The following is a 20,771-nucleotide window of genomic DNA, read 5'->3' as shown; positions in this document are numbered from 1 at the left end:
CCGTCGACGATGCCCCGCACGCCGTTGCCCTCGGAACTGGTGAATCCCTCGGCCGCGGGCAGCCGGCCCAGCTCGGCCTTGGCGGCCTTGGCGATGGCCCGGGCGATGGGATGCTCGGAGGCATCCTCGAGCGCCCCGGCGTAGCGCAGCAGTGCCGCGCGGTCGGTCCGGTCGGCGCCGACCACGTCGAGGAGGGTCATCTTCCCGGTGGTGACGGTGCCCGTCTTGTCCAGCACGATCGTGTCGACGCGGCGGGTGGATTCCAGGACTTCCGGCCCTTTGATCAGCACGCCGAGCTGGGCCGCGCGGCCGGTTCCGACCAGCAGGGCCGTCGGGGTCGCCAGCCCGAGCGCGCACGGGCAGGCGATGATCAGCACCGCGACGGCCGCGGTCAGCGCCGCGGTGGCCGGGAACCCGAGCGCGAGCCATGCGCCGAGCGTCGCGAGGGCGATGCCGATGACCACCGGGACGAACACACTGGAGATGCGGTCGGCGAGCCGCTGGACCTCGGCCTTGCCCGACTGCGCCTCCTCGACCAGCTTGGCCATGTGCGCCAGTTGCGTGTCATCGCCGACGCGGGTGGCGCGCACGACGAGGCGTCCGCCGACGTTGACGGTGGCGCCCGTGACGCCGTCGCCCGGGCCGACCTCGACGGGAACGGACTCCCCGGTGAGCATCGAGACGTCCACGGCCGAGGAGCCCGAGACCACGACGCCGTCGGTGGCGACCTTCTCCCCGGGCCGCACCACGAATTGGTCCCCGACGGTGAGGCGATCCACCGGGATCCGGGTCTCGCCGCCGCCCCGCAGCACGGCGACGTCCTTGGCGCCGAGCTCGAGCAGGGTGCGCAGCGCGGCGCCCGCCGTCCGCTTGGACCGCTTCTCGAAGTACCGTCCTGCCAGCACGAACAGGGTCACACCCGCGGCGACTTCGAGGTAGATGTTGCCCGCACCGTCGGAGGGCCGGATGGTCGGTTCGAACCGGTCGTGCGTCCCCGGTGCCCCGGCCGTCCCCAGGAACAGTGCGTACAGCGACCACAGGAAGGCCGACAGGGTGCCGATCGAGACGAGGGTGTCCATCGTGGCGGCACCGTGCCGGAGATTGGCCCAGGCGGCGGCGTGGAAGGGACGGCCACCCCACACCACGACCGGCGCGGCCAGCACCAGCGACGCCCACTGCCAGTAGCGGAATTGCAGGGCGGGGATCATCGCCATGGCGATCACCGGGGTGGCGAGCACGAGCGACGTGATGAGGCGAGTGCGAAGCGCCGCCAGATCGGCGCCGGCGCGCTTCCCGGGGGCCGGTTCCTCCCGGCGCTGCGGCAGGGCGGCGGTGTATCCGGCCTGCTCGACGGCGGCGATCAGCAGCTGCGGGTCGTACCCCGAGGGAACGGTCAGGGCCGCCTTTTCGGTCGCGTAGTTGACGGTGGCGGCGACGCCGGCGAGCCGGTTCAGCTTCTTCTCGATCCGGGCGGCGCACGACGCGCACGTCATCCCCGCGATCTCGAGCTCGATATGGCTCACCGGCACTGCGCTCATGCCACCAAGACGGCCTCGTAGCCGGCCTCGTCGACCGCGCTGAGGACGGCGTCCGCGTCGATGGGAGAAGAACTCGTGATGACCAGCCTGCCGGTGTCGGCGCTGACATCCACGCGCTCCACGCCAGGGAGGCGGCCGACCTCGTCCCGCACGGCCGACTCGCAGTGGCCGCAGCTCATCCCGTCGACCCGGTATTCGCTGGTGACCATGGTCCTCCTTCCGGTGGATGCCTCGGGTGGATACCCGATGGCGATACACCTTCGGGCGTCACCTCCATCATGAGTGGGTTCGTACGCTGGTGGCAGCACGATTCTGCCGGATCACGGGACGGGACGTCAGGGCTGGGACAACAACAGCAGCACCCGACCCGTGGCAGGGGGCGCCGGAAACGCGCCCTCGTCGAAGCCGTAGTACTTGCGCTGGTCGGCCGTGACGGCGTCAATCACCTTGCCGGTGGCCGTCAGCTCGCCGTCGTGGACGCGCGCCATCATGCCCTTGAAGTCCGGGACCGCCATCGAATCGGCGAGCATCAGCGCCTCCCCGCCGGTGGCCAGCGTCACCAGCACGCCGGCCCCGGCGTAGTTGTTGCCGCCACGGCCCCGGCCTAGCGGCGCCCAGTAGACGGGCGCCGAGGCGACGGCGCCTTTCACCCTGCGGTATTCGCCCGCATGTTGGGTGTCGGCGACGGTGACGACCGGCAGGGCCGCGATCGTTCGTTGCTCCTTGAGCCAGAGCCCACCCAACGGAACGCAGACGATGGCGTACATCAAGAGCACCAGGACCAAGACGGGCTTCCAAGGGATTTCCCAGCCGAGCCGGCGTGGCGAGATCGCCAGGCCGCGCAGCTGCGTGTCGAGCCGGCGGCGTCCGAATCGAAAGACGTACCAAGCCAATACCCGCGCCAGCGCCATGACCGCGAGGATCGTCAGGCCGGCCATGCCGCACACCCGCCAGTAGAACGTGCTGTCGCCCTGGTTGGCGGTGGCCGCCCACATGACGGCGGGGATCGGGGCGGTGATCAGCAGGAGCAGCGCGTACGACGGGTGACTGGTCAGGTACGGATAGGTCACGCGCCAGGCGGGGTTACCCCCGTAGACGGTCACCGGCCCGACATCGGCGTGCACCGTCGGTGTCCACGACCCCTGCACAATCCGCGGCCGCACGAGCGAGCGGACGAAGAAAAATCCGAAGACGAGCGACACCACGAGCGCTCCCCAGAAGGTTCCGTCGAGCCGTTCGCCGGTGCCGGGCACGCCCATGGCGCCCCGGATATCGATCACCTTGCCGACGAAGAACGTCAACGGCATCACGAAGAAGAACTCGGTCAGCCAGGTCTGGATTAGCTGGGGAATGCGCGCGCCAAGTCGGTCGAAGGCAAGTACACGTTGCCAGACGAAGCTCAGCACGCCCATGAGCAGCGACCATATCGACCTGACGCGGTAGCGGCAATCTTTTTGGTGCGGCTAAGGGCGCTTTGCCGCGCGGAAACCCTCAGACGTAGCCCACGCCGATGTCCACCGAAACCTGGGTCGCCGTGACCAGCCGCGACTGGTCGGAGGCGAGCCAGGCGACCGCGTCGGCGATGTCCTCCGGCTGGGCGATTCCCTCGGGCAGTAGCGGCTTGTGCAGTCCCCGCAGGTGCGGGTAGGTGTCGGCGGCCGCGTGCAGCGCTTCGCGCATGCGCCCGGTGCCCATCGGTGTCGCCACCGCGCCGGGGTTCAGGCTGTTGACGCGGATGTTGTGCCTGCCGAGCTCGGCGGCGAAGGCGCGAGCCATCCCGACGACGGCGTGCTTGCTCGCCGTGTAGTGGATCATGAACGACTGCATGTTGATGCCCGCGGCGGAACCGATGAGGATGATCGAGCCGCCGCGGCCCCCGTCGATGATGTGCTGAGCGCCGGCCATCACCGTGTTCCAGGTCCCGGTGACGTTGGTGTCGATGGTGTCGCGGAACGCTTCGGCGCTGATCTGGTCCCACGGCGCGGGACTGCAGATTCCGGCATTGGCGACGATGATGTCGAGGCGACCCAGTTCGCCCACCGCCCTGTCGACGGCGGCCGTGAGCGCTTCGAGGTCGCGGATGTCGACGGCTTCGGTGATCGCCCGTTTGCCGTTGGCGCTCACCAGCCTTGCCGTCTCCGCCAGGTCCTCGGGTGTCGGTGAATCGTAGGGAACGCTCGGCGGCAATGGCCCGGCGATGTCGACCGCGATGATGTCGGCGCCTTCGGCGGCCAGGCGTACGGCGTGCGCCCGGCCCTGCCCCCGCGCGGCGCCCGTGATCAGCGCAACCTTCCCCGAAATGGATTGATTCATGGGTTGTTTCGGCTCCTCTCGGCGGGGGCTTCCGCCACGCCCATGCGGTCCCTGGCAGGGCGGGTCGTTTCGCTGTTCTGAATTCGACTCGGCGAGCGTAGCGTCGAGCTGACGCTGCCGGACAGCCGAAAGGAAAGATTATGACCGTCACCGTTGTCGACGCGGGTCCACGGCAGGTAAGCCGGTCGGTCGAAGTGGCGGCGCCGGCCGCGGAGCTGTACGCGATGGCCGCTGATCCGCGGCGACACAGCGAGTTGGACGGGTCGGGTACCGTGCGAGCCAACATCAAGGCTCCGGCGGAAATGGCTGTGGGGTCGAAGTTTTCGACCAACATGAAGATGTACGGCCTGCCGTATCGCATCACCAGCACGGTGACCGCCCTCAAACCCGGCGAATTGGTCGAATGGCGTCATCCGTTGGGGCACCGGTGGCGCTGGGAGTTCGAGGCGCTTTCGCCGAGCCGGACGCGGGTCACGGAGACGTTCGACTACAGCCGGGCCGGTGCGGTCAAGAATGCGCTGAACTACTACCAGCTGATCGGTGCGGTGAAGGGGAATACCGCCGGCATCGAAGCGACGCTGGCTCAGTTGCGGGATCGCTACGCCGGATAACGGTTCTGCGTGCGGGTGAACAAAATCGGGAGCCCTCTCGTGGCTGCTCTGTGGACAAAATCGAATCCGTGACCGCGCCCGTCGCCACCGGTTCCCGTGTGGCGCAGTCCCTGACGCTGTCGGGCCAGCTGATCAGCCGGTACGGGTTGGTCATCGTCCTGGCCTGGATCGGGTTCGGGAAGTACGTGAAGATGGAATCCCGTGTGCTGATCGAGCACAGCCCGCTGATGAGCTGGATCTACGACGTGTTGAGCGTCACCGCCGTCGCACGCTTGCTGGGCACGATGGAGATCGTCGCCGCGGTTCTGATCGCCCTGAGGCCGGTGTGGCCGCGCGCGTCGGCGGCCGGCAGCGCGCTGGCGGTGCTGCTGTTCCTGGGCACCCTGAGCTTCCTGTTCACCACGCCCGGCGTAATCGCGACCCATGCGGATGGCGTTCCCGTGCTGTCGGCGTTACCGGGCCAGTTCCTGCTCAAGGATTTGGTGTTGATCGGCGTCGCGGTGTGGACCTGCGGTGATTCGCTGGGCGCGCGAACAGCGTCCCGCTGATCAACCCCTTCGCCGAAGCGAGCGTGGCCGCGTAGGCGTCGGCGTCCAGGGTGGCCGCGCGCTCGGTGAGGCCGCGAGCCAGCGCATGGATCGCGCCGGCGGCGGCCCGGGGGTCGATGCCCGGCTGCAGCGCGCCGGCGGTCTGGGCGTCGCGGAGGATCTCAATGATGGTTCGGCGCAGGGCCTTTGGCCCCGGATAATTCGGCCGGCCGCGACGGGGATGCTGATGGCTCTCCGCGCGTACCGCGCGATCGAAGCCGGCCAGATGCGGATGTTCGCGCATCATCCGACTCGCCTCCTCCAACACCGCAACCAGCCGTTCGACCACGTCGTCGGCCTGTGCGGCCGCGTCCCGCAGCCGGGGGGCCGCGATCCGCTCGATGTCCTCGACGGCCGCGCCCAGCAATTCGGACTTGTTCGGGAAGTAGTGGTACAGGCTGCCGCTCGTCATGTCGGCGGCGCGGGCGATTTCGCGAATCGTGGTGCGGGAGTAGCCCACCGTCGCCACACAGCGCATGGTGGCCACGATGATCCGCTGGCGGGTCTCCTCACCGCTGGCGCCGACGGGGCGTCCCCGCTGCGCCCGCGTCACCGTGTTCTCCGCACGAACCCCGAATAAATCGATCACTCGATTATATTCGACACTGTCAGGCGCCGAGAGCCTGCGGACGGGACGCGCGAGTGCGGAGAACACGGTGACGCGGGCGCAGCGGGGACGCCCCGTCGGCGCCAGCGGTGAGGAGACCCGCCAGCGGATCATCGTGGCCACCATGCGCTGTGTGGCGACGGTGGGCTACTCGCGAGCCACGATTCGCGAGATTGCCCGCACCGCGGATGTCACCAGCGCCAGCCTCTACAACTACTTTCCGAACAAGGCGGAGCTGATCAAGGCGGCGATCGCGGCGCGCACCGATGTCGCTTTGCCACGGCTGCGGGCGGCCGCCGAGCGGCCGGGGAGCGCGGTCGACCGCATCGGGGCGGTTCTCGACGAATCGGGCCGGCTCATGCGCGAGTATCCAGATCTCGCCGCCTTCGAGTGGGTCATCCGCGCCGAAGGAGTGGTCGGCCCCGATCGGCACATGGACGGGGGAACGGGATTTCAGGCTTTCCGCGAGATCATCGAGGGCGTCGTCGACGACGGCTACCGGCAGGGCGAACTGTCGCGGCCTTCCGATCGGGACAGCGTCGTCGAGGCCCTCTACGCGCTCATCTACGGGTTGGTCGAGTTGGGGGCCACGTCGCCGCCGCGCGATTATCACGCCGCGCTCGACTCGGCCAAGAAGATGATCAGCGGAACGTTGTTCGCCGGCGGGCGCGGATAGCGGCGGGGCCGACACGGCACCGCCTTGATATGATCAAGCGATTGATTATATAGTCGGGCCACGAGAGGACCGGGCCTTGACTGAAACCGTGTCGTTCGACGTCGACGCGCTGCGACGCAAATACGCGGAAGAGCGCGCGCGCCGATTGCGCCCGGACGGCATCGCTCAGTACGTCGAGACGGCGGGGGCATTCGCGCGCTTCGCCGACGACCCCTGGGCAGACGGTGAATTCACGCGCGAGCCGCTGACCGACGAAGTCGACGTCGCGGTGATCGGCGCCGGATTCGGCGGGCTGTTGACGGGGGTGCGGCTGCGTCAGCTCGGCGTCGACAGCGTGCGGCTCATCGACCGGGCGGCCGACGTGGGCGGGACCTGGTACTGGAACCGGTACCCGGGGATTGCCTGCGATGTCGAGTCCTACGTGTACATGCCGCTGCTGGAAGAGCTCGGCTACGTCCCCACCGAGAAGTACGCCAAGGGCCCGGAGATCTTCGCGCATTGCCAGCGCATCGCACGGCGCTACGACCTGTACCGCGACGCATGCCTGCAAACCGATGTACACGAGATCCGCTGGGCGGCCGAGGAATCGCGGTGGATCATCCGCACGAACCGCCGCGACGAGATGCGGGCCAGGTTCGTGTCCATGGCCAACGGCTACCAGGCCAAGCCCAAGCTGCCCGGTATCGAGGGCCTCGGCGCGTTCAGCGGGCACGCCTTCCATACCAGCCGGTGGGACTACGCCTATACCGGCGAGAACCTCGAGAACCTCGCCGGCAAGCGCGTGGGGATCATCGGTACCGGCGCCACGGCGATCCAGTGCGTCCCCCACCTCGCGAGGGCGGCGCAGCACCTTTACGTGTTTCAGCGCACGCCGTCGTCGGTCGACGTCCGGGCCAACAGCGCCACGGATGCACAGTGGGCCAACACGTTACGGCCCGGGTGGCAGCGCCGGCGCATCGAGAACTTCCAGATCCTGACCGCAGGCGGCCAAGCCGACGAGGACCTGGTCGCCGACGCCTGGACAAGCATCACGCGCAAGCTTCCGGTGATGCGCCACGACGGGGATGGCGTCGTGGACCCGGCGCAACGCGGCCGCGACATCGAGCTCGCGGACTTCGCCAAGATGGAAGAGATCCGGGCGCGCGTCGACGATCTCGTCACCGATCCGGCCACCGCGGAATCGCTCAAGCCGTGGTACGGCTACTTCTGCAAGCGCCCCTGCTTCCACGACGAGTACCTGCAGACGTTCAACCGCGACAACGTCACGCTGGTCGACACCCGCGGCCGCGGGGTCCAACGCATCACCGAGTCCGGTGTGGTGGTCAACGGCGTGCCCTACGAGCTCGACTGCCTGATCTTCGCAACGGGTTTCGAGGTGGGCACCGACTACTGCCGCCGCACCGGGTTCGAGTTGATCGGTCGCGACGGGGTCTCGCTGACCGAACACTGGGCCGACGGCGTGCGCACCTACCAGGGCCTGAGCACGACGCGTTTTCCCAATTGCTTCATCGAAAGCATCGCCCAGGCGGGCCTGACGGTGAACTTCCCCTACCTGCTGGACGTGCAGGCGACGCACGCCGCGTGGATCATCGCGTGGGCGCTCGAGCGCGGCGTCACCGAAGTGGAGGCCACGCCCGAGGCCGAGGCCGCGTGGGTCGACACGGTGGTGATGCGGTCGGCCGCCAGTGCCGGGCGCGCTCAGACCTGCACCCCCGGCTACTACAACCGGGAGGGCAACGCGGACGCCAAGACTCGTCAGGGCAGCTTCTTTTTCGGGGCACCCACCGAGTACGCCGACATGTTGGGGGCGTGGCGGGCTGATGGCGACATGAACGGTTACCTGATTCGCGGCGGGACGGCCGGGCCGTGACCAGTCGGCGGTCGCGATGGCGCTACGGCGTCGGCCGGCTGCGGGCGGCGACTCGGCGCAGGCCCCCGCCCAGGGTTGCGATCATCGGCGCGGGCTTCGGTGGCCTCGGCGCCGCCGTCGCGCTGCGCCGCGCCGGCATCGAGGATCTGGTGATCATCGAGGGCGATGACGGCGTAGGAGGCACCTGGCGGCGCAACACTTATCCCGGCGCCGCCTGCGACATTCAAAGCCACCTCTACTCGTTCTCATTCGCACCCAACACCGCGTGGAGCCGTACGTACGCCCGGCAACCCGAGATCCTGGCATACCTCGAATCGGTGGCCGACGACTTCGATCTGCGCCGGCATCTGATGCTGGGCACCCGGGTGCGCTCGGTGCGCTGGAACGGCGGGGGCTGGGAATGCCGGCTCGACCGGGCGGGGCACACCGCCAGCCTGACCGCGGACGTGGTCGTGTGCGCCGTCGGATTGTTCGGTGCCCCAAAGCTTCCCGATATCCCGGGTCTGAGCGACTTCACCGGCACGCTCATGCACACCGCGCGCTGGGATCACCACGCCGGCCTGGCGGGCAAGAACGTGGCGGTCATCGGCACCGGCGCGAGCGGGGTGCAGGCGGTCCCCGAACTGGCCAAGGTCGCCGACCGGGTGAGCGTCTTCCAACGCACACCGCCGTGGATGGTGCCCAAGGATGACCGCCCTTACAGCGCGGGCGAATTGGCGCGCTTTCGCCGCAACCCCCTGGCCGTACGCCGGACCCGCTGGCAGATCTGGAAATTTCAGCACGACAACACCGCGACCTTCGCCGACGACCCCGTGGTCACGGCGCGCACGCAGGTCGCGACGTCGTTCCTGGAACGCACCGTTGCCGACGAGCGACTGCGCCGGGCGTTGACGCCGGACTACCCGTTTCGCTGCAAACGCGTGCTGCTGGGCGACGAGTTCTACCGGGCGTTGCAGCGCGACAACGTCGAGTTGGTCACCGACCCCATCGAGCGGGTCGACGAGTCGGCCGTGCTGACCAAGGCGGGGCGGCGGGTCGACGTCGACGCGATCGTGTTGGCCACTGGGTTTGAAACGTCCCGCTACCTCTCCGGCATCGACGTGATCGGGCCCGGGGGCCGCCGGCTGCACGAGCGTTGGGGCGACGACCCGACCGCTTACCTTGGCGTCGCGGTCAGCGGCTTTCCGAACTTCTTCATGCTCTATGGCCCCAACACCAACCAGGGTGGAAACTCGATCGTCTACATCCTCGAGGCGGGCGCGCGGCTGATCGCCAGCGCGGTCGGCCGGGTGGCGCGCAGGGGCGGCTATGTCGACGTCCGCCGAGAAGCCGAAAAGCGCTACAACGAACGGCTTTCCGCGGACCTGGAGCGCACCATCTGGACCCAGTGCGACAGCTACTTCCGCTCACCCACCGGCCGGATAGTCACCCAGTGGCCATACACGGAACTGGAGTACGCCCGGCGAACGTGGAGGCTGCGCAGGCGCGACTGGTCGCACCGCACCGACAAGCGGCCGGCGGGGCTAGCGCAGGCCGAAGTCGATCACGCCCCGGATCAGGTGGCCGGCGCTCAGGTCGGCGTAGGCGGCATTGATGTCGTCGAGCCGGTAGCGCTTGGTGATCATCTCGTCGAGGAGTAGCTGACCGGACTCGTAAAGCGTCGCCAGCAGCGCGATGTCGCTCCTGGGATTGCACGACCCGAACACCGTGCCGCACAACGTCTTGTTCATCAGGATGAAGTCTTGCAGGGCGAGCGCGATCGAGTTGGTTGCCGGCGCGGGCAGCCCCGTCAGCACGCAGGTGCCGCCCTTGCGGGTGAGCGCCAGCGCCGCCGCGACGTCGGAATCGCCGATCATGGCGGGGGACACCACGACCGCGTCGGCCATCACGCCGCGGGTCAGGTCGCGCACCAGCTCGAGCGCGTCCGTAGCCGTCGCGGCGGTATGGGTGGCGCCGAATCTCGCTGCGGAGGTGCGCTTGTAGTCGCTCGAATCGACCGCGACAATCCGGGCCGCCCCGCTGATGCGGGCGCCCTGAACGGCCGCGGTGCCGATTCCGCCGGTCCCGATCACCACCACCGTGTCACCGCCCCGCACCCCGGCACGCCGGGCGGCCGAGCCGTAACCGGTGGGAACCGCGCACGCCAGCAGCGCTGCGGGCACCAGCGGAAAGTCGGGAGCGATCTTTACCAGCGAATCCGCCGCGACCACAGTGTGTTCGGCGAACGCGCCGATCTTGGAAACGTGGCCGAGGTTCCGCCCGTCGACCGTGTGATGGCGAAAGGTGCCGTCCGTCGGCATGCCTGGCGCCAGGGTCCCCGACCCCGTGTCGCACAGGTACTCCATCCCCGACGCGCACCACCTGCACCGGCCGCACACCGCGACGAAGGACGTCACCACGTGGTCGCCCGGTGCGAACCCCGCTACGCCCGCGCCGACCTCGACCACCACACCGGAACCCTCATGCCCCCCGATGGCCGGCGACATGGCGGGTAATCCCATGGCGCGCAACGTCTCTGCCGGCGGGGCCAGCCTGCCCTGCCGGATGTGTTCGTCGGAGTGACAGAGCCCGGCGGCGGCCAGTTGCACCAGGACCTCGCCGGCTTTCGGCGGATCCAGCGTGAACTCCTCGACCGACCACGGACGGCCGTAGTCGTAGAGGATTGCCGCGCGGCTTCGCATCGATTGGTGCCGCCTTTCTATGGGGCCCTCACCGCGGCACAAATACTATCAATTGATTGATTTTGCGAGGGTGGCCCGCCGGCCAACGGTCCGACTTATCGGGCAGGGTTCGCGGCGACCTCGATGTCGCCGGCCGCGGCCGCCGCTCTCAACTGGTGGAAATCGTCGAGCGACTTCTCGGCGTAGCTGTAAGACCACTCGGCCACCGCGTTCTGCACGCCGTCACCGGTGCCGAAGTATCCGTGCAACATCGACGCGTTCGCGCTTTGGGAGTGCGCCCTGGCGAGCAGCACCGCGCAGGCCGTCACGTAATCGACGAAGGTATCGGCCGACATTCCCTCGGTGTCGACGCTGCCCTTCATGTCATGGAACTGGCGAACGTAGTAGTCGCGGTCGTCTTTGCGCGTCGCCCCGAGGAACACGTCCGACATCGCCTGCAATATCCGCTGGCCGTCGACGACGCGCATCCCTTGGCCCGTTGCGCCGACGGCCGCCGCCAGCGTAGCCGGCTGTGGCCAACCGCCGAATTCGTCGAGCACCGATCGGGTCGCCTCCTTGATCTGCAAAATCAGCGGGGTGCCGCTGGGGCCCACCAGGATCAGCAGGTAGCACCGGGTGCCGACGCTGCCGACCCCGACAACCCGCAGCGCCATATCGGTGACCCGGAAGTGCGACAGCAGTAGCGCGACGTCGGCGGGAACGGTTGCCAGATATTCCTGTATCGACTCCATCAGCACCGCTTCGACATCCTCATCGACATGCTGCAAAACCGGTGGCGCCTCACGCAGCCGCGGTGTGCCGTCGGGGCCGATCTCGGTGAGCTGTTTGAAGACTCGCGCCGAAGTCCGGGTGCGCGCCCGGGACGTCGTCTTCTGGATCACGTCAAGCAACCCCTTGGACACCGTTTCGGTGTAGCGCTCCGGTTCCACCCGCAGGTAGTAGCGGTCCAGCACGTCCATGGCGAGCATTGCCTGCAGGCTGGTTCGATAGCCGACCAGCGCCTGCTCGACGCAGCGGCGGATTGCCTTGGCCCCGTAACCCGCATGGCGCCCACCGACGATCGCGCTGGTGATCAGCCGTTTGACGTCCCACTCGGCCGGAGCGACGGCCGCCTCGTCGAAATCGTTCAGGTCGAACACTATTGAGCGGTGCGGGGCGGCATACATCCCGAAGTTGGACACGTGGGCGTCACCGCAACACATCACTTCGATTCCACTCGACGGGCAGGCGGCGAGGTCGGCGGCCATGACCGCGGCCGACCCGCGGTAGAACGAGAACGGATCGGCGAGCATCCGGGCGAACCGCAGCGGGACGAGATCCGGTAGGCGCCCGGCGTTTTGAGCCACCAGGATTTCGGTGGCCGACCGGTCGGATGGAGTCAGTTGTGCGAGCGCGCGCCGCGGCACCTCCTTGCGCAGCGCCCGACCGCGCGCCGTATCCCTGCTCGGCTCTTCCAGATCGATCAGACGTTCACGCAGCACCCGTTGCGGCATCCGCTCAGCATAGGTAGCGACGCCGGGGCCGGGGTCGGCTTTTGACCCCGAAGCCCTCAGCCGGCGGCGACTCGGGCTCGCTCGGTCATCGAGGCGATCACGCCGCCGTCGTTGAGTATGTCGGTGCCGGTGAGGTAGCCCGCTTTGTCACTGGCGCAGAACGCAAGCAGCTCTGCCATCTCCTCGGGCTTACCCCACCGCGGGACCGCGGCGTTGCTCACCATTGCGCCGGCGCCCGCCTGCTCCTCGAGCCTGCCCATCTCGGTGTCGATCGACCCCGGTGAAACCGAGACGATGCGCAGCCTGCGCCCGTTGAATCTCTCCGCCTGCGACTGGCTGTACCACTTCACGAAGCTCTTGCTGACCGCGTAGGCGATCCCGGATCGCGCTTCCTCGGGAACGATGTCGCAGGTCGTCATCAGCGCCTCCAGGAAGGCGTCGGCATCGCGCAGCGCCAGCGGAAACTGGTCCACCGGGACCATTTCCGCGGGCAGGACGTGGGCCGCCATCGACGCCACGTTGACGATCACGGCGCCCTCACCGGCCGCTTCGTAGAAAGCCTCGTTGACGTAGAGCGTGCCGAGCGCGTTGGTCCGCATGACGTAGTCCGCGGGACCCATGCTGGGGCTCACACCCGCGGTGTGGATGACCGACGCGAGCGTGCCAAGACCCTTGGCCGTATGGAGCAGATCGACGACCGCCGCCCGGTCGGTGACGTCACAGTCGACGGCCGTGGGCACCATGCCGAGCTCTTCCAGGGCCGCGGCCGCCGCCTTCAGCCGGTCCTGCCTGACGTCGCACAGGACCAGGGTGTGGTCGCGGCCGACGATCCTGGCCGTGGCCAGACCCATGCCGCCCGCGCCGCCGGTGATCACCGAAACTCGAGTCATACCGAGGACCGTATACGCAGCGTGATTGAGGGCGAACCTGGGTTAGGGCATTGCCCGGGCCCACGCGATATGCCCATCGAAGCCAAGCGAATTGGCCATGGCGCGATAGCGGTCTCGGTAGTCCCGATAAGTTGCGCCGTCGCCGCGGGCCCGCGCCTCGAGCGCGCGCATCCGCAGCAGCCACAGGTCATGCAGCACGAATCCGGGTTCGGTCGGCATCGCCGCCAGCCGGTCGATGGCCTCTTGCGCTTCAGGGAGGTCCCTGGCGCCACCCCTGCGCAGCAGCGCTTCTGCCAGCGCGGCGGTGGTGGCGCCGAGACTGAGGAAGTCGGATCTGTCGTATTGCTCTTCGATGGCGGGGCGCAAGAGGTCGATCGCAGCGTCAAGGTCGCCGATGCGCAACTTCTCATTGGCGATGAAGAGGTTCACCAGCGTGTCCGCGCCCAGCGTGAAGCGCTCTTGCAAGGCGGCCTCACGCGCGGCGGCAAGCAGGGCGAAGGCCTCTTCGCGTGAGCCTCCGTCGTAGCTCAACAGGGCGACGCCGTGCACGTACCGCGCGCAGGCCAGCGTGAGATCGTCACCGGACCGCTCCGCGATGTCCAGCATCTCGGCCGTCTCCTGCAGGGAGGCCGCGTCGGGCAACCAGACCCCGTAGGGGATCAGGTTGTACTTGAACAGCAGCATGATCGCGCGCAACGCCGGTTCGAATGCGCGGGCCATCGTCACGCCCGTATCGAGATCAACCCGCCAGTCCGGATCGCCGAGGAAGCACCGGGCGCAGCCCCGGAGCACTGTCGCGCCGGCCAGCGGGGAGCCGATGATCAGATTGCCCTTGGTCGCGTCACCGTCGGCCAGCTCGATCGCCCGCTGCGCGATGCGTAGGGCTTCGGTCATCTCGCAACGCTGAAGATTGGTGGGCATCGCCGCGTAGAGCAGCCCGAGAATCAAGGTCGGGTCGCCGATCGAGTCGAGCAGGCTCTCGAGCTCCGAGGCCAACTGTGCGGCTTCGCCGAACCGGGCGTGCACGATCAGCGCAGGCAGCCATCCGGCCATCGCCATCGCCAGCGACACCTTGTCGCCGGCGGCGGTCGCCAGGTCGCGCAGTTCGTCAAATCCGGTGTCTGCCATGGTGCCGCCGGTCAGCCAGGAACTGGCGCAGAGCAGCGTCCGCGGCGCGATCCGCATCGCGGCTCGCTCGGTGTCGGCGGCGGGTAGGCGGTCCGCGACGTCGCGCGCATGCCGCCAGCTCGCCCGCGCGGCGGCCATGTTGCGGTGTCTCAACCACGTTCCCGCCCGCATGTACCAGTCGAAGGCCGCATGCAGATCACCCGCCGCTTTGAGGTGTTCTGCGATCAGTGCGGCATTTTCGTCGGCTGATTCCGGCTCGCGCTGTTCGATCAGGGCGGCGAGCCGGCGGTGCAGCTCGTCGCGGTCCGACTTCAGTTGCGATTCGTAGGCCACGTACCGGATCAGCGGATGCCGAAACGTGTATTCGACCTTCGGGGTGAACGCGACCTGGTCGATCAGCTCGCCCTTGACCAGTTCGTCGAGGACCGGTTCGACGCCCAGCGCGCTGACCAGGTCCGGGCTGAACCGCGTCCCGATCACCGCGGCCGCGCAGAGGGTGCGTTTGGCCGGGAAGCTGAGGCGGTCGATGCGGGCGGCGATGACGGCGTGCAATGTCGGCGGGGCGGTGATGTCGGCAATCTCGCCGTGGAGCAGGTAGGAACCGCGCTCGCCGCGAATCGAACCCCGCTCCGCGAGGTCGCGCACGATCTCCTCGGCGAAAAAGGGATTGCCGCCCGCCCGTTCGGAGATGACTTCCGCGAGCCCGCGCACCGAGGCATCGGTGCCGAGCAATTCGCCGATCAGCGCCACGGTCTGGGTGTTGTTCAGCGGACGCAACGCGATCGTCTGTGCGCCCGGAATCGCCGCCAGCGCGCCTTGATACTCGGGCCGGTAGGTGATCAGCATCATCGAGCGGGTTTGCCGGATCACTGTCAGAAAGTCGGCGAGCATCGACTCGCTGACCTGGTCGATCCAATGGGCATCCTCGATCACATAGAGGGCCGAGCCACGGCGATTCACCCATGCGGCGGTCACGAGCGCGGTGAGACGCCGCCGCCGGGCGTCACCCTCGATGTTGGGCGCTTCCACCGTGGGATCCGCAATGCCGAGCAGGTCGTCGACCAGCCAGAGATCCTCACTGTCGGCGTTCGGGAACCTGGCTTCCAGCTGCGCCCGTGCGGCCGCGTCGCCCAGCCCGTCGACCCCGAGGGCGGCGCGCAACAACCCCGTCACCGCGTGGAACGGAATATCGCTGGTGTGGGACTCGCAGTACACGGTGATGACGTCCATCCCGCGGCTCTTCGCCAATGCCGCCGATTCGCGGACGGTACGGCTCTTGCCGATGCCCGGCGGTCCGACGACATCGATGACGCATCCTGCCCCGCCGACCGCCTCATCGAGGATGCCGGCGATGGTGTTGAGTTCCCATGTGCGCCCGACCAAATGAGGGTCTTTGCGCTGGCTGTGCTGGCTCGTGGCAGCGATCAAGCGGCGAGCGGGGACCGGGTCCTTGGCTCCCTTGATGTACACCATCTCTGGATCCGCAAGGGTCGCGGCGTCGTCGACCAGCCGCGCGGTGGACTCGCTGAGCATCACCCCGCCCGGGGGCGCGACCGACTCCATCCGCTGGGCCATTCCCACCTGCTCGCCGATGGCCGTGTACCCCAGAGCGCCGGATCCGATCTCGCCGGCGATCACCTGACCCGAATTCAGGCCAACCCGTAGCTGCAGCTCGATCTTGTCCCTGCGCGCGACTTCGCCCGCCACGCGTCTGGTCTCGTCCTGGATCCCGAGCGCCGCAAGGCAGGCGCGAAAAGCGTGGTCCTCCAATGCGATTGGGGCGCCGAACACTGCCATGATCCCGTCGCCGGTGAACTTGTCCACCCTGCCGCCGAATCTCTGAACGACCGCGGCTGCGCGCTCGACGAGTTCGCCCATGATCTCGCGCAGCCGTTCCGCGCCCACCGTGGCGGCGATATCCATCGAGTGCACGACGTCGGCGAACAGTACGGTCACCTGCTTGTACTCCGCGGCCGCCGGACTGATCGTGACTTGCGATCCGCACTCGTCGCAGAACTTGGCGGTGGCGCGCAGTTGAGCGCTGCATGATGGGCACGCCACGGTGGACATCGTCACGTGAGCACCACCCATCCAGGTCGTACCACCCCAGTTGTAGAGAATAGGCGGCCTGCCCCGGTGAAGCGTGGGTATTGGCACTTTGCTGGACGGCCGGCGCTAGGGCCGCGACTAGGCGTCTGGCTCCGGATGGTGCGGGTGACCGGTGTGCCGGATTGCCGTCCCGAAGAACGGCGCCCGCAGGGTGGCGGCCAGGTGACGGCGGTAGCGGATCAGCGCGACGACGGCCACCACGGTGTACACGGCGCAGAGCAGCAGCCGGCCATGCGTCGAGGCGATCGGGAACTGCACGACGAACAAGCCGAGCAGCGTGCACGCCGCGGCGCGGTTGAACCGCAGCGCCAACAACAGCGCCACGCCCATCATGGTCTGGGTCGCCGTCAGCAGCACTTCCTCCACCTGGCGCGGGTCGAGCTGCAGTGCGAAGCCGCCGCCGCCGAGGAGGTGGGCAATCGGCAGCGATCCGATCAGCAACGTCCACTGGTTGACCTTCGAGGAGATCAGGGTGGCGATGGCCGCCGTGCCCTTGCCCCGGGCGGCGAAGATGGTGGCGACGATGAACTCCGGCGCTTCGGAGGCCAGCGGGGCGAGCCACTGGACCAGCAGGAAACGATCGATGCCCAGCTCGGTGCCCGCGGCGACCAAGTTGTCGGCGAACGGCTTGGCGCACAGCAGGATCACCGCGCCGGACAGCAGGAAGAGGCCGACGACGACGATGCGCCGGCCTCGATCGGGCAGCTCCCCCAGGGCGGCGGCGGTCCCGATCAGGTCGGGTTCCTCCACGTCGCCGTGGCCGATCTTGTACAGGTAGAAGCCGAACCAGGCCAGCAGCGCGAGCCCGAGGCCGAAATGGATCTGGCCGCTCGCCGGGATCGCGAAGGCGATGATACCGGCGATCAGCAGGAACCCGAGTTCGACGCGATTGGTCGGCTGCAGAGCCAGACCGGTGGCGTTCTTCGCGCCGGCCTTGCGGGCAACGACGATGCTGACCAGCACCACAACCGGCCAACCCAAACCCATCAGCAACCGGTTCGAGCCCGTCATGTTGGCCGCGGCGTACTGCGTGTACTCGGCGTTGTGGCCAGAGACGTAGGCGTAGTAGAGGTCGACGGCGTATTCGGGCAGCACCGCGATCAACGCCAGGATCGCCGTCGCCAGCCCGCCGGAGACATCGATCTGCGCGGTCTCCGCGGCCCAGGCCAGCAAGAAACTGGCCGACACGACCGCGGCGCCGTAGATCAGCAGGGCGGCGACTGGGTCGGGGTGCAACCCAACGATGCGGATGACCACCGCGGGGGCCACGAACGCCGCGGTGATCAATCCCGAGCGCGTCAGGGTGCGACGTCGCGACCGTTCTGCCGTCGCGGTGGCGCCCGCGGGCCTGTCGGTGGCGAGCATCGTCATCCTTCGATCGGGAGGGGTGGCGAATGGAGCGGCTGCTCCGCCTGGATTAGCCATGCCTAACGCCTCCCTAAACTACCCGCGAAGCGCGTCACCAGCAACGTCGTTGATCGGCGGAGCGTGGACGCACGCCGACGCATCTTTGCTGGCCAGGCGCGCGCCTGCGAAAAGTTAGGCAGGCCTGATCTCGAAGTTTGGCAAACCTTGCGAAGCGCAATCCATCCCCATGCAGTACGACCGCCCGCGAGCGGGGGAGGTTGCGACTAAGTGTCCGGCCCCATGGCCGCCGCCGCGGCCTGGGCGAACAGTTCGACGGCCTGGTTGCGGGTTAGCGACGCCAGCATTTGTTCGGCGGCGCGCATCATGTCGCCGACCATCAGTGTCGGCCCGTTGTCGAGGTTCCCGAACGCCTCGGCGATCACGTCGGTCACGGCGGCAGCGCCCGGCGGCACCTCGTCGAGCGACCCGATCTGTCCGCGGCTGTGCTCGAGTTGCCGCAACGCGGGGGTATCGGTCTTGCCCAGGATGAGGCCCAGGACGTCGACGCCCTTGTCGTGCAACTCGGCCCAGAGCGCTTCGGCGAACACCATGTCGAACGCCTTCGTCGCGCCGTAGGCGACCATGTTGGCCCCACCGGCCAGGCCGGCGCCGGACCCGAACAACACGATGCCGCCGCGGCCCCGCTCGACCATGGGACCGGCGAAGTGGTGGCACAACTGCATCGGCACCATGCAGTTGCGCTGCACCATCGCCTCGGCCACTCCGACCGGATTGGCCAGGAACGGCTCGAAGTTCGGGTCGGCGCCCGCGCAGTACACCAGGAAGCCCACCTCCAGGTCGCCGGTCGCCGCCGCGATCGCCGCCGCCGCGCCCGGTTCGGCGAGATCGATGGCGAGGGTGCGGGTGGACACCGACGTGTCGCCGCGGATCGCGGCCGCGACTTCGTCCAGGACGGCGTGCCGGCGGGCGATCAGCACGACGTTGACGCCCCGCTCGGCGAGCCCGCGCGCGAAGGCCGCGCCCACCCCGTCCGAGGCGCCGGCCACCAGCGCCCAGGGCCCGTACTTGGTTGCGAACGTCATCTAAGGGCTCCCGAATGTGGTGATGCGCACCGAAGTGAACCGACGCCGCGCAATACGCCAACCATCCCCGGTCCGCACGATCTCGTCGTCGTAGAAACCCCATGCGTTCACGCCGGATTGGTTGTCGCCGAACATGATCACCGCATCGACATAGGTGCGGGCCGATGCGTTGTCGCCGTTGACCGTGATGGCGTGGTTGGTCAGGCGGTGCAGGGTATGCCCGGCCGGCGCGTGGGTCATATCCATGAACTCCGTGACGGCGTCGACACCGGTCCACGACCCGATCTCCCCGTAGTCGAGCTCGCAGTCCGCGGTGAACACGGTGCGAAACAGCGGCCAGTCGCGCCGGTCTATCCCGGTGGCGTACCGCACCAGCAGCTCGGAGATGTCCTGGCGGTCTTCGCGTTCGGTCATGGCACGTCTCCGTTCGGATGGACGACGATGCGCGGCGGACGCGCAGATCGCGGTGCTCAGGGTGCGCAGCAACAGCTCGCCCGCCCCCGGCTGGGGGTCCGGCGTCTCGCGGACCTGCAACCGGCCGTCTCTCAACACCGCAGCGCGCAGAAGCGTTAGCTTTCTCTAATAATCGACATGTAATCTCGAATGTTCGCTCAACTCTAAATCGTGCGGTAAAGGAGTCAAGCCATCCGCGGAGCGACGTCTGCGCCGACGGCCCGGGTGCTCGATGTAGTCGAACTGCTGGCCCGGTCCGGGAATGCGCGGCTGCGGTTCTCCGACATCGTGCGCGAGCTCGACCTCACCCAGGCGACCGCGCACGCGATCCTGAAGACGTTGTGCGACCGGGGGTGGGCCAGCCGCGATCCGGTCGCCAAGACGTTCACCCTGGGTCCCGCGCTGGCCGTCGTGGCGGCGCGGACAGACACCGCCCGGCCGCTCGCGCATGCGGCCCGCTCCGCGGCGCTGCGGTTGTCCCGCGAGTTCGGCTACGCCTGCTCGGTGGTGGAGCGGTTCGGTGATTCGTTGGTGGTCACCGCGTTTGAGGGCGAGCCCGCCACCCAGCCGTCCGGGATACCCGGCGATCGCATCCCGTACGCACCGCCCTTCGGGGTCGCGCTCGCCGCCTGGGACGACGAGGACGAGCAACGAGCGTGGATCCGCCGCGGCGCGGGCGAGAACCCCGATCGCATCCGGCGCCTCGAGCAGGTGCTCGAGCGCACGCGTGAGCGCGGCTTCGACGTCGACTGGACGACGCCCGCGCTGGCCCAGGCCGCGCAGGTCGTCGGCACGCTGGACAGCGCCGAGATGCCGAAGCCGGTGCGCCACATCATGGATCAGTTGCGCGTCGAGTTCATCACGATCGGCTTCCTCTCCGACGACAACCCGGGCCGGCGCAAGCAACCCGTGGTGACCATCGCCGCGCCGGTGTTCGACGAACGGCAGGTGGCCCTGATGGTGGCCGTGCATCCGCTGTGCCCGCTGTCGGCGCGGCAGATCCGGCTCATCGGTAAACACCTGACCGACGAAACGACCGCCATCAGCGCGGGCCCGTCGCGACCCGACGCGGTCGAGCGCGCCGTCTAGGCTCCGCGTATGGAATTGCGGCAGCTGCGCTATTTCGTGGCGGTCGCCGAGGAGTTGCACTTCGGCCGGGCCGCGCAACGCGTCCACATCTCCGGGCCGGCGCTCTCGCAACAGATCATCGCCCTCGAGCGCGAACTGGGCGCGGACTTGCTCGTGCGTGACCGCCGCAGCGTTCGATTGACCGAGGCCGGGCGCACTTTTCTTCCGGACGCGCGCCGCATCCTGGCGCTGGCCGACGATGCCAAGCGCCGGCTCCAGCGGGCGGCCGCGCGCAGC

Annotated in this window: 19 protein-coding genes; 7 read left to right on the top strand and 12 right to left on the bottom strand. The window is 68.4% G+C overall.

Annotated features, from left to right (window positions below; all coding sequences use genetic code 11):
- The 4 genes from A5701_RS13790 to A5701_RS13775 form a co-directional block, all read right to left on the bottom strand.
- Positions 1–1,538, bottom strand: a 1,538-nt coding sequence (locus A5701_RS13790) for a cation-translocating P-type ATPase (protein WP_156670088.1), incomplete at its 3' end; no start/stop codon positions are given.
- Positions 1,535–1,747, bottom strand: coding sequence for a heavy-metal-associated domain-containing protein (locus A5701_RS13785; protein WP_067754185.1), 213 nt, complete (start codon positions 1,745–1,747; stop codon positions 1,535–1,537). The genes A5701_RS13790 and A5701_RS13785, both read right to left, overlap by 4 nt.
- 126 nt (positions 1,748–1,873) lie before the next feature.
- Positions 1,874–2,950: a hypothetical protein gene (locus tag A5701_RS13780; RefSeq protein WP_067754182.1), complete on the bottom strand. Its 1,077-nt coding sequence runs from the start codon at positions 2,948–2,950 to the stop codon at positions 1,874–1,876.
- A gap of 79 nt (positions 2,951–3,029) precedes the next feature.
- The gene (locus A5701_RS13775; protein WP_067754179.1) at positions 3,030–3,851 is read right to left on the bottom strand and encodes a mycofactocin-coupled SDR family oxidoreductase; all 822 of its coding nucleotides are present in this window, start codon (positions 3,849–3,851) and stop codon (positions 3,030–3,032) included.
- Positions 3,852–3,991: 140 nt separating this feature from the next.
- Between A5701_RS13775 and A5701_RS13770 the strand changes: the two genes are divergently transcribed.
- Positions 3,992–4,462, top strand: a complete 471-nt coding sequence (locus A5701_RS13770; RefSeq protein ID WP_067754177.1) for an SRPBCC family protein — start codon at positions 3,992–3,994, stop codon at positions 4,460–4,462.
- Between the two features lie 68 nt (positions 4,463–4,530).
- Positions 4,531–5,010, top strand: coding sequence for a DUF417 family protein (locus A5701_RS13765; protein ID WP_067754199.1), 480 nt, complete (start codon positions 4,531–4,533; stop codon positions 5,008–5,010).
- Here A5701_RS13765 and A5701_RS13760 read toward each other — a convergent pair.
- Entirely contained in the window at positions 4,934–5,602 is a 669-nt protein-coding gene (locus A5701_RS13760) for a TetR/AcrR family transcriptional regulator (RefSeq protein WP_067754202.1), read from the bottom strand. The genes A5701_RS13765 and A5701_RS13760 overlap by 77 nt on opposite strands.
- A 103-nt stretch (positions 5,603–5,705) precedes the next feature.
- Here A5701_RS13760 and A5701_RS13755 point away from each other — a divergent pair, with 103 nt between their 5' ends.
- The 3 genes from A5701_RS13755 to A5701_RS13745 all read left to right on the top strand — a co-directional run bounded on the left by A5701_RS13755 (position 5,706) and on the right by A5701_RS13745 (position 9,842).
- Positions 5,706–6,332 carry a TetR/AcrR family transcriptional regulator gene (locus tag A5701_RS13755; protein WP_067754175.1) on the top strand — a complete coding sequence of 209 codons (627 nt, stop codon included), beginning with the start codon at positions 5,706–5,708 and terminating at the stop codon, positions 6,330–6,332.
- 76 nt (positions 6,333–6,408) lie between these two features.
- Positions 6,409–8,202 carry an NAD(P)/FAD-dependent oxidoreductase gene (locus A5701_RS13750; RefSeq protein ID WP_067754172.1) on the top strand — a complete coding sequence of 598 codons (1,794 nt, stop codon included), beginning with the start codon at positions 6,409–6,411 and terminating at the stop codon, positions 8,200–8,202.
- Positions 8,199–9,842, top strand: a complete 1,644-nt coding sequence (locus A5701_RS13745) for an NAD(P)/FAD-dependent oxidoreductase (protein ID WP_067754170.1) — start codon at positions 8,199–8,201, stop codon at positions 9,840–9,842. The genes A5701_RS13750 and A5701_RS13745 overlap by 4 nt, the downstream gene beginning before the upstream one ends.
- Here the strand turns inward: A5701_RS13745 and A5701_RS27505 are convergent.
- The 7 genes from A5701_RS27505 to A5701_RS13715 all read right to left on the bottom strand — a co-directional run bounded on the left by A5701_RS27505 (position 9,726) and on the right by A5701_RS13715 (position 19,367).
- Positions 9,726–10,883: a Zn-dependent alcohol dehydrogenase gene (locus tag A5701_RS27505; protein ID WP_082950401.1), complete on the bottom strand. Its 1,158-nt coding sequence runs from the start codon at positions 10,881–10,883 to the stop codon at positions 9,726–9,728. The two genes, A5701_RS13745 and A5701_RS27505, sit on opposite strands and share 117 nt — an antisense overlap.
- Before the next feature lie 95 nt (positions 10,884–10,978).
- On the bottom strand, positions 10,979–12,376 hold the full coding sequence (locus tag A5701_RS13740) for a DUF2252 domain-containing protein (RefSeq protein ID WP_067754164.1): 1,398 nt from the start codon (positions 12,374–12,376) through the stop codon (positions 10,979–10,981).
- A 56-nt stretch (positions 12,377–12,432) separates the two neighbouring features.
- A complete protein-coding gene (locus A5701_RS13735; RefSeq protein WP_082954948.1) occupies positions 12,433–13,266 on the bottom strand; it encodes an SDR family oxidoreductase in 834 nt (277 codons plus the stop codon).
- 42 nt (positions 13,267–13,308) lie between these two features.
- Entirely contained in the window at positions 13,309–16,464 is a 3,156-nt protein-coding gene (locus tag A5701_RS13730; protein WP_067754193.1) for an adenylate/guanylate cyclase domain-containing protein, read from the bottom strand.
- Positions 16,465–16,581: 117 nt separating this feature from the next.
- On the bottom strand, positions 16,582–17,874 hold the full coding sequence (locus A5701_RS13725; RefSeq protein WP_067754162.1) for a sodium:proton exchanger: 1,293 nt from the start codon (positions 17,872–17,874) through the stop codon (positions 16,582–16,584).
- 260 nt (positions 17,875–18,134) lie between these two features.
- A complete protein-coding gene (locus tag A5701_RS13720; RefSeq protein WP_067754160.1) occupies positions 18,135–18,953 on the bottom strand; it encodes an SDR family NAD(P)-dependent oxidoreductase in 819 nt (272 codons plus the stop codon).
- Positions 18,954–19,367: a nuclear transport factor 2 family protein gene (locus tag A5701_RS13715; RefSeq protein WP_067754190.1), complete on the bottom strand. Its 414-nt coding sequence runs from the start codon at positions 19,365–19,367 to the stop codon at positions 18,954–18,956.
- Between the two features lie 264 nt (positions 19,368–19,631).
- Between A5701_RS13715 and A5701_RS13710 the strand changes: the two genes are divergently transcribed.
- Positions 19,632–20,495: an IclR family transcriptional regulator gene (locus A5701_RS13710; RefSeq protein WP_067754154.1), complete on the top strand. Its 864-nt coding sequence runs from the start codon at positions 19,632–19,634 to the stop codon at positions 20,493–20,495.
- Positions 20,496–20,504: 9 nt separating this feature from the next.
- On the top strand, positions 20,505–20,771 hold a 267-nt coding region (locus A5701_RS13705), incomplete at its 3' end, for a LysR family transcriptional regulator (RefSeq protein WP_156670087.1).

Source organism: Mycobacterium sp. E3305 (genome assembly GCF_001666785.1).
Lineage (GTDB): Bacteria > Actinomycetota > Actinomycetes > Mycobacteriales > Mycobacteriaceae > Mycobacterium.
Note: the sequence above shows the minus strand (reverse complement) of the source record. Positions and strands in the feature narration are given on the sequence as shown.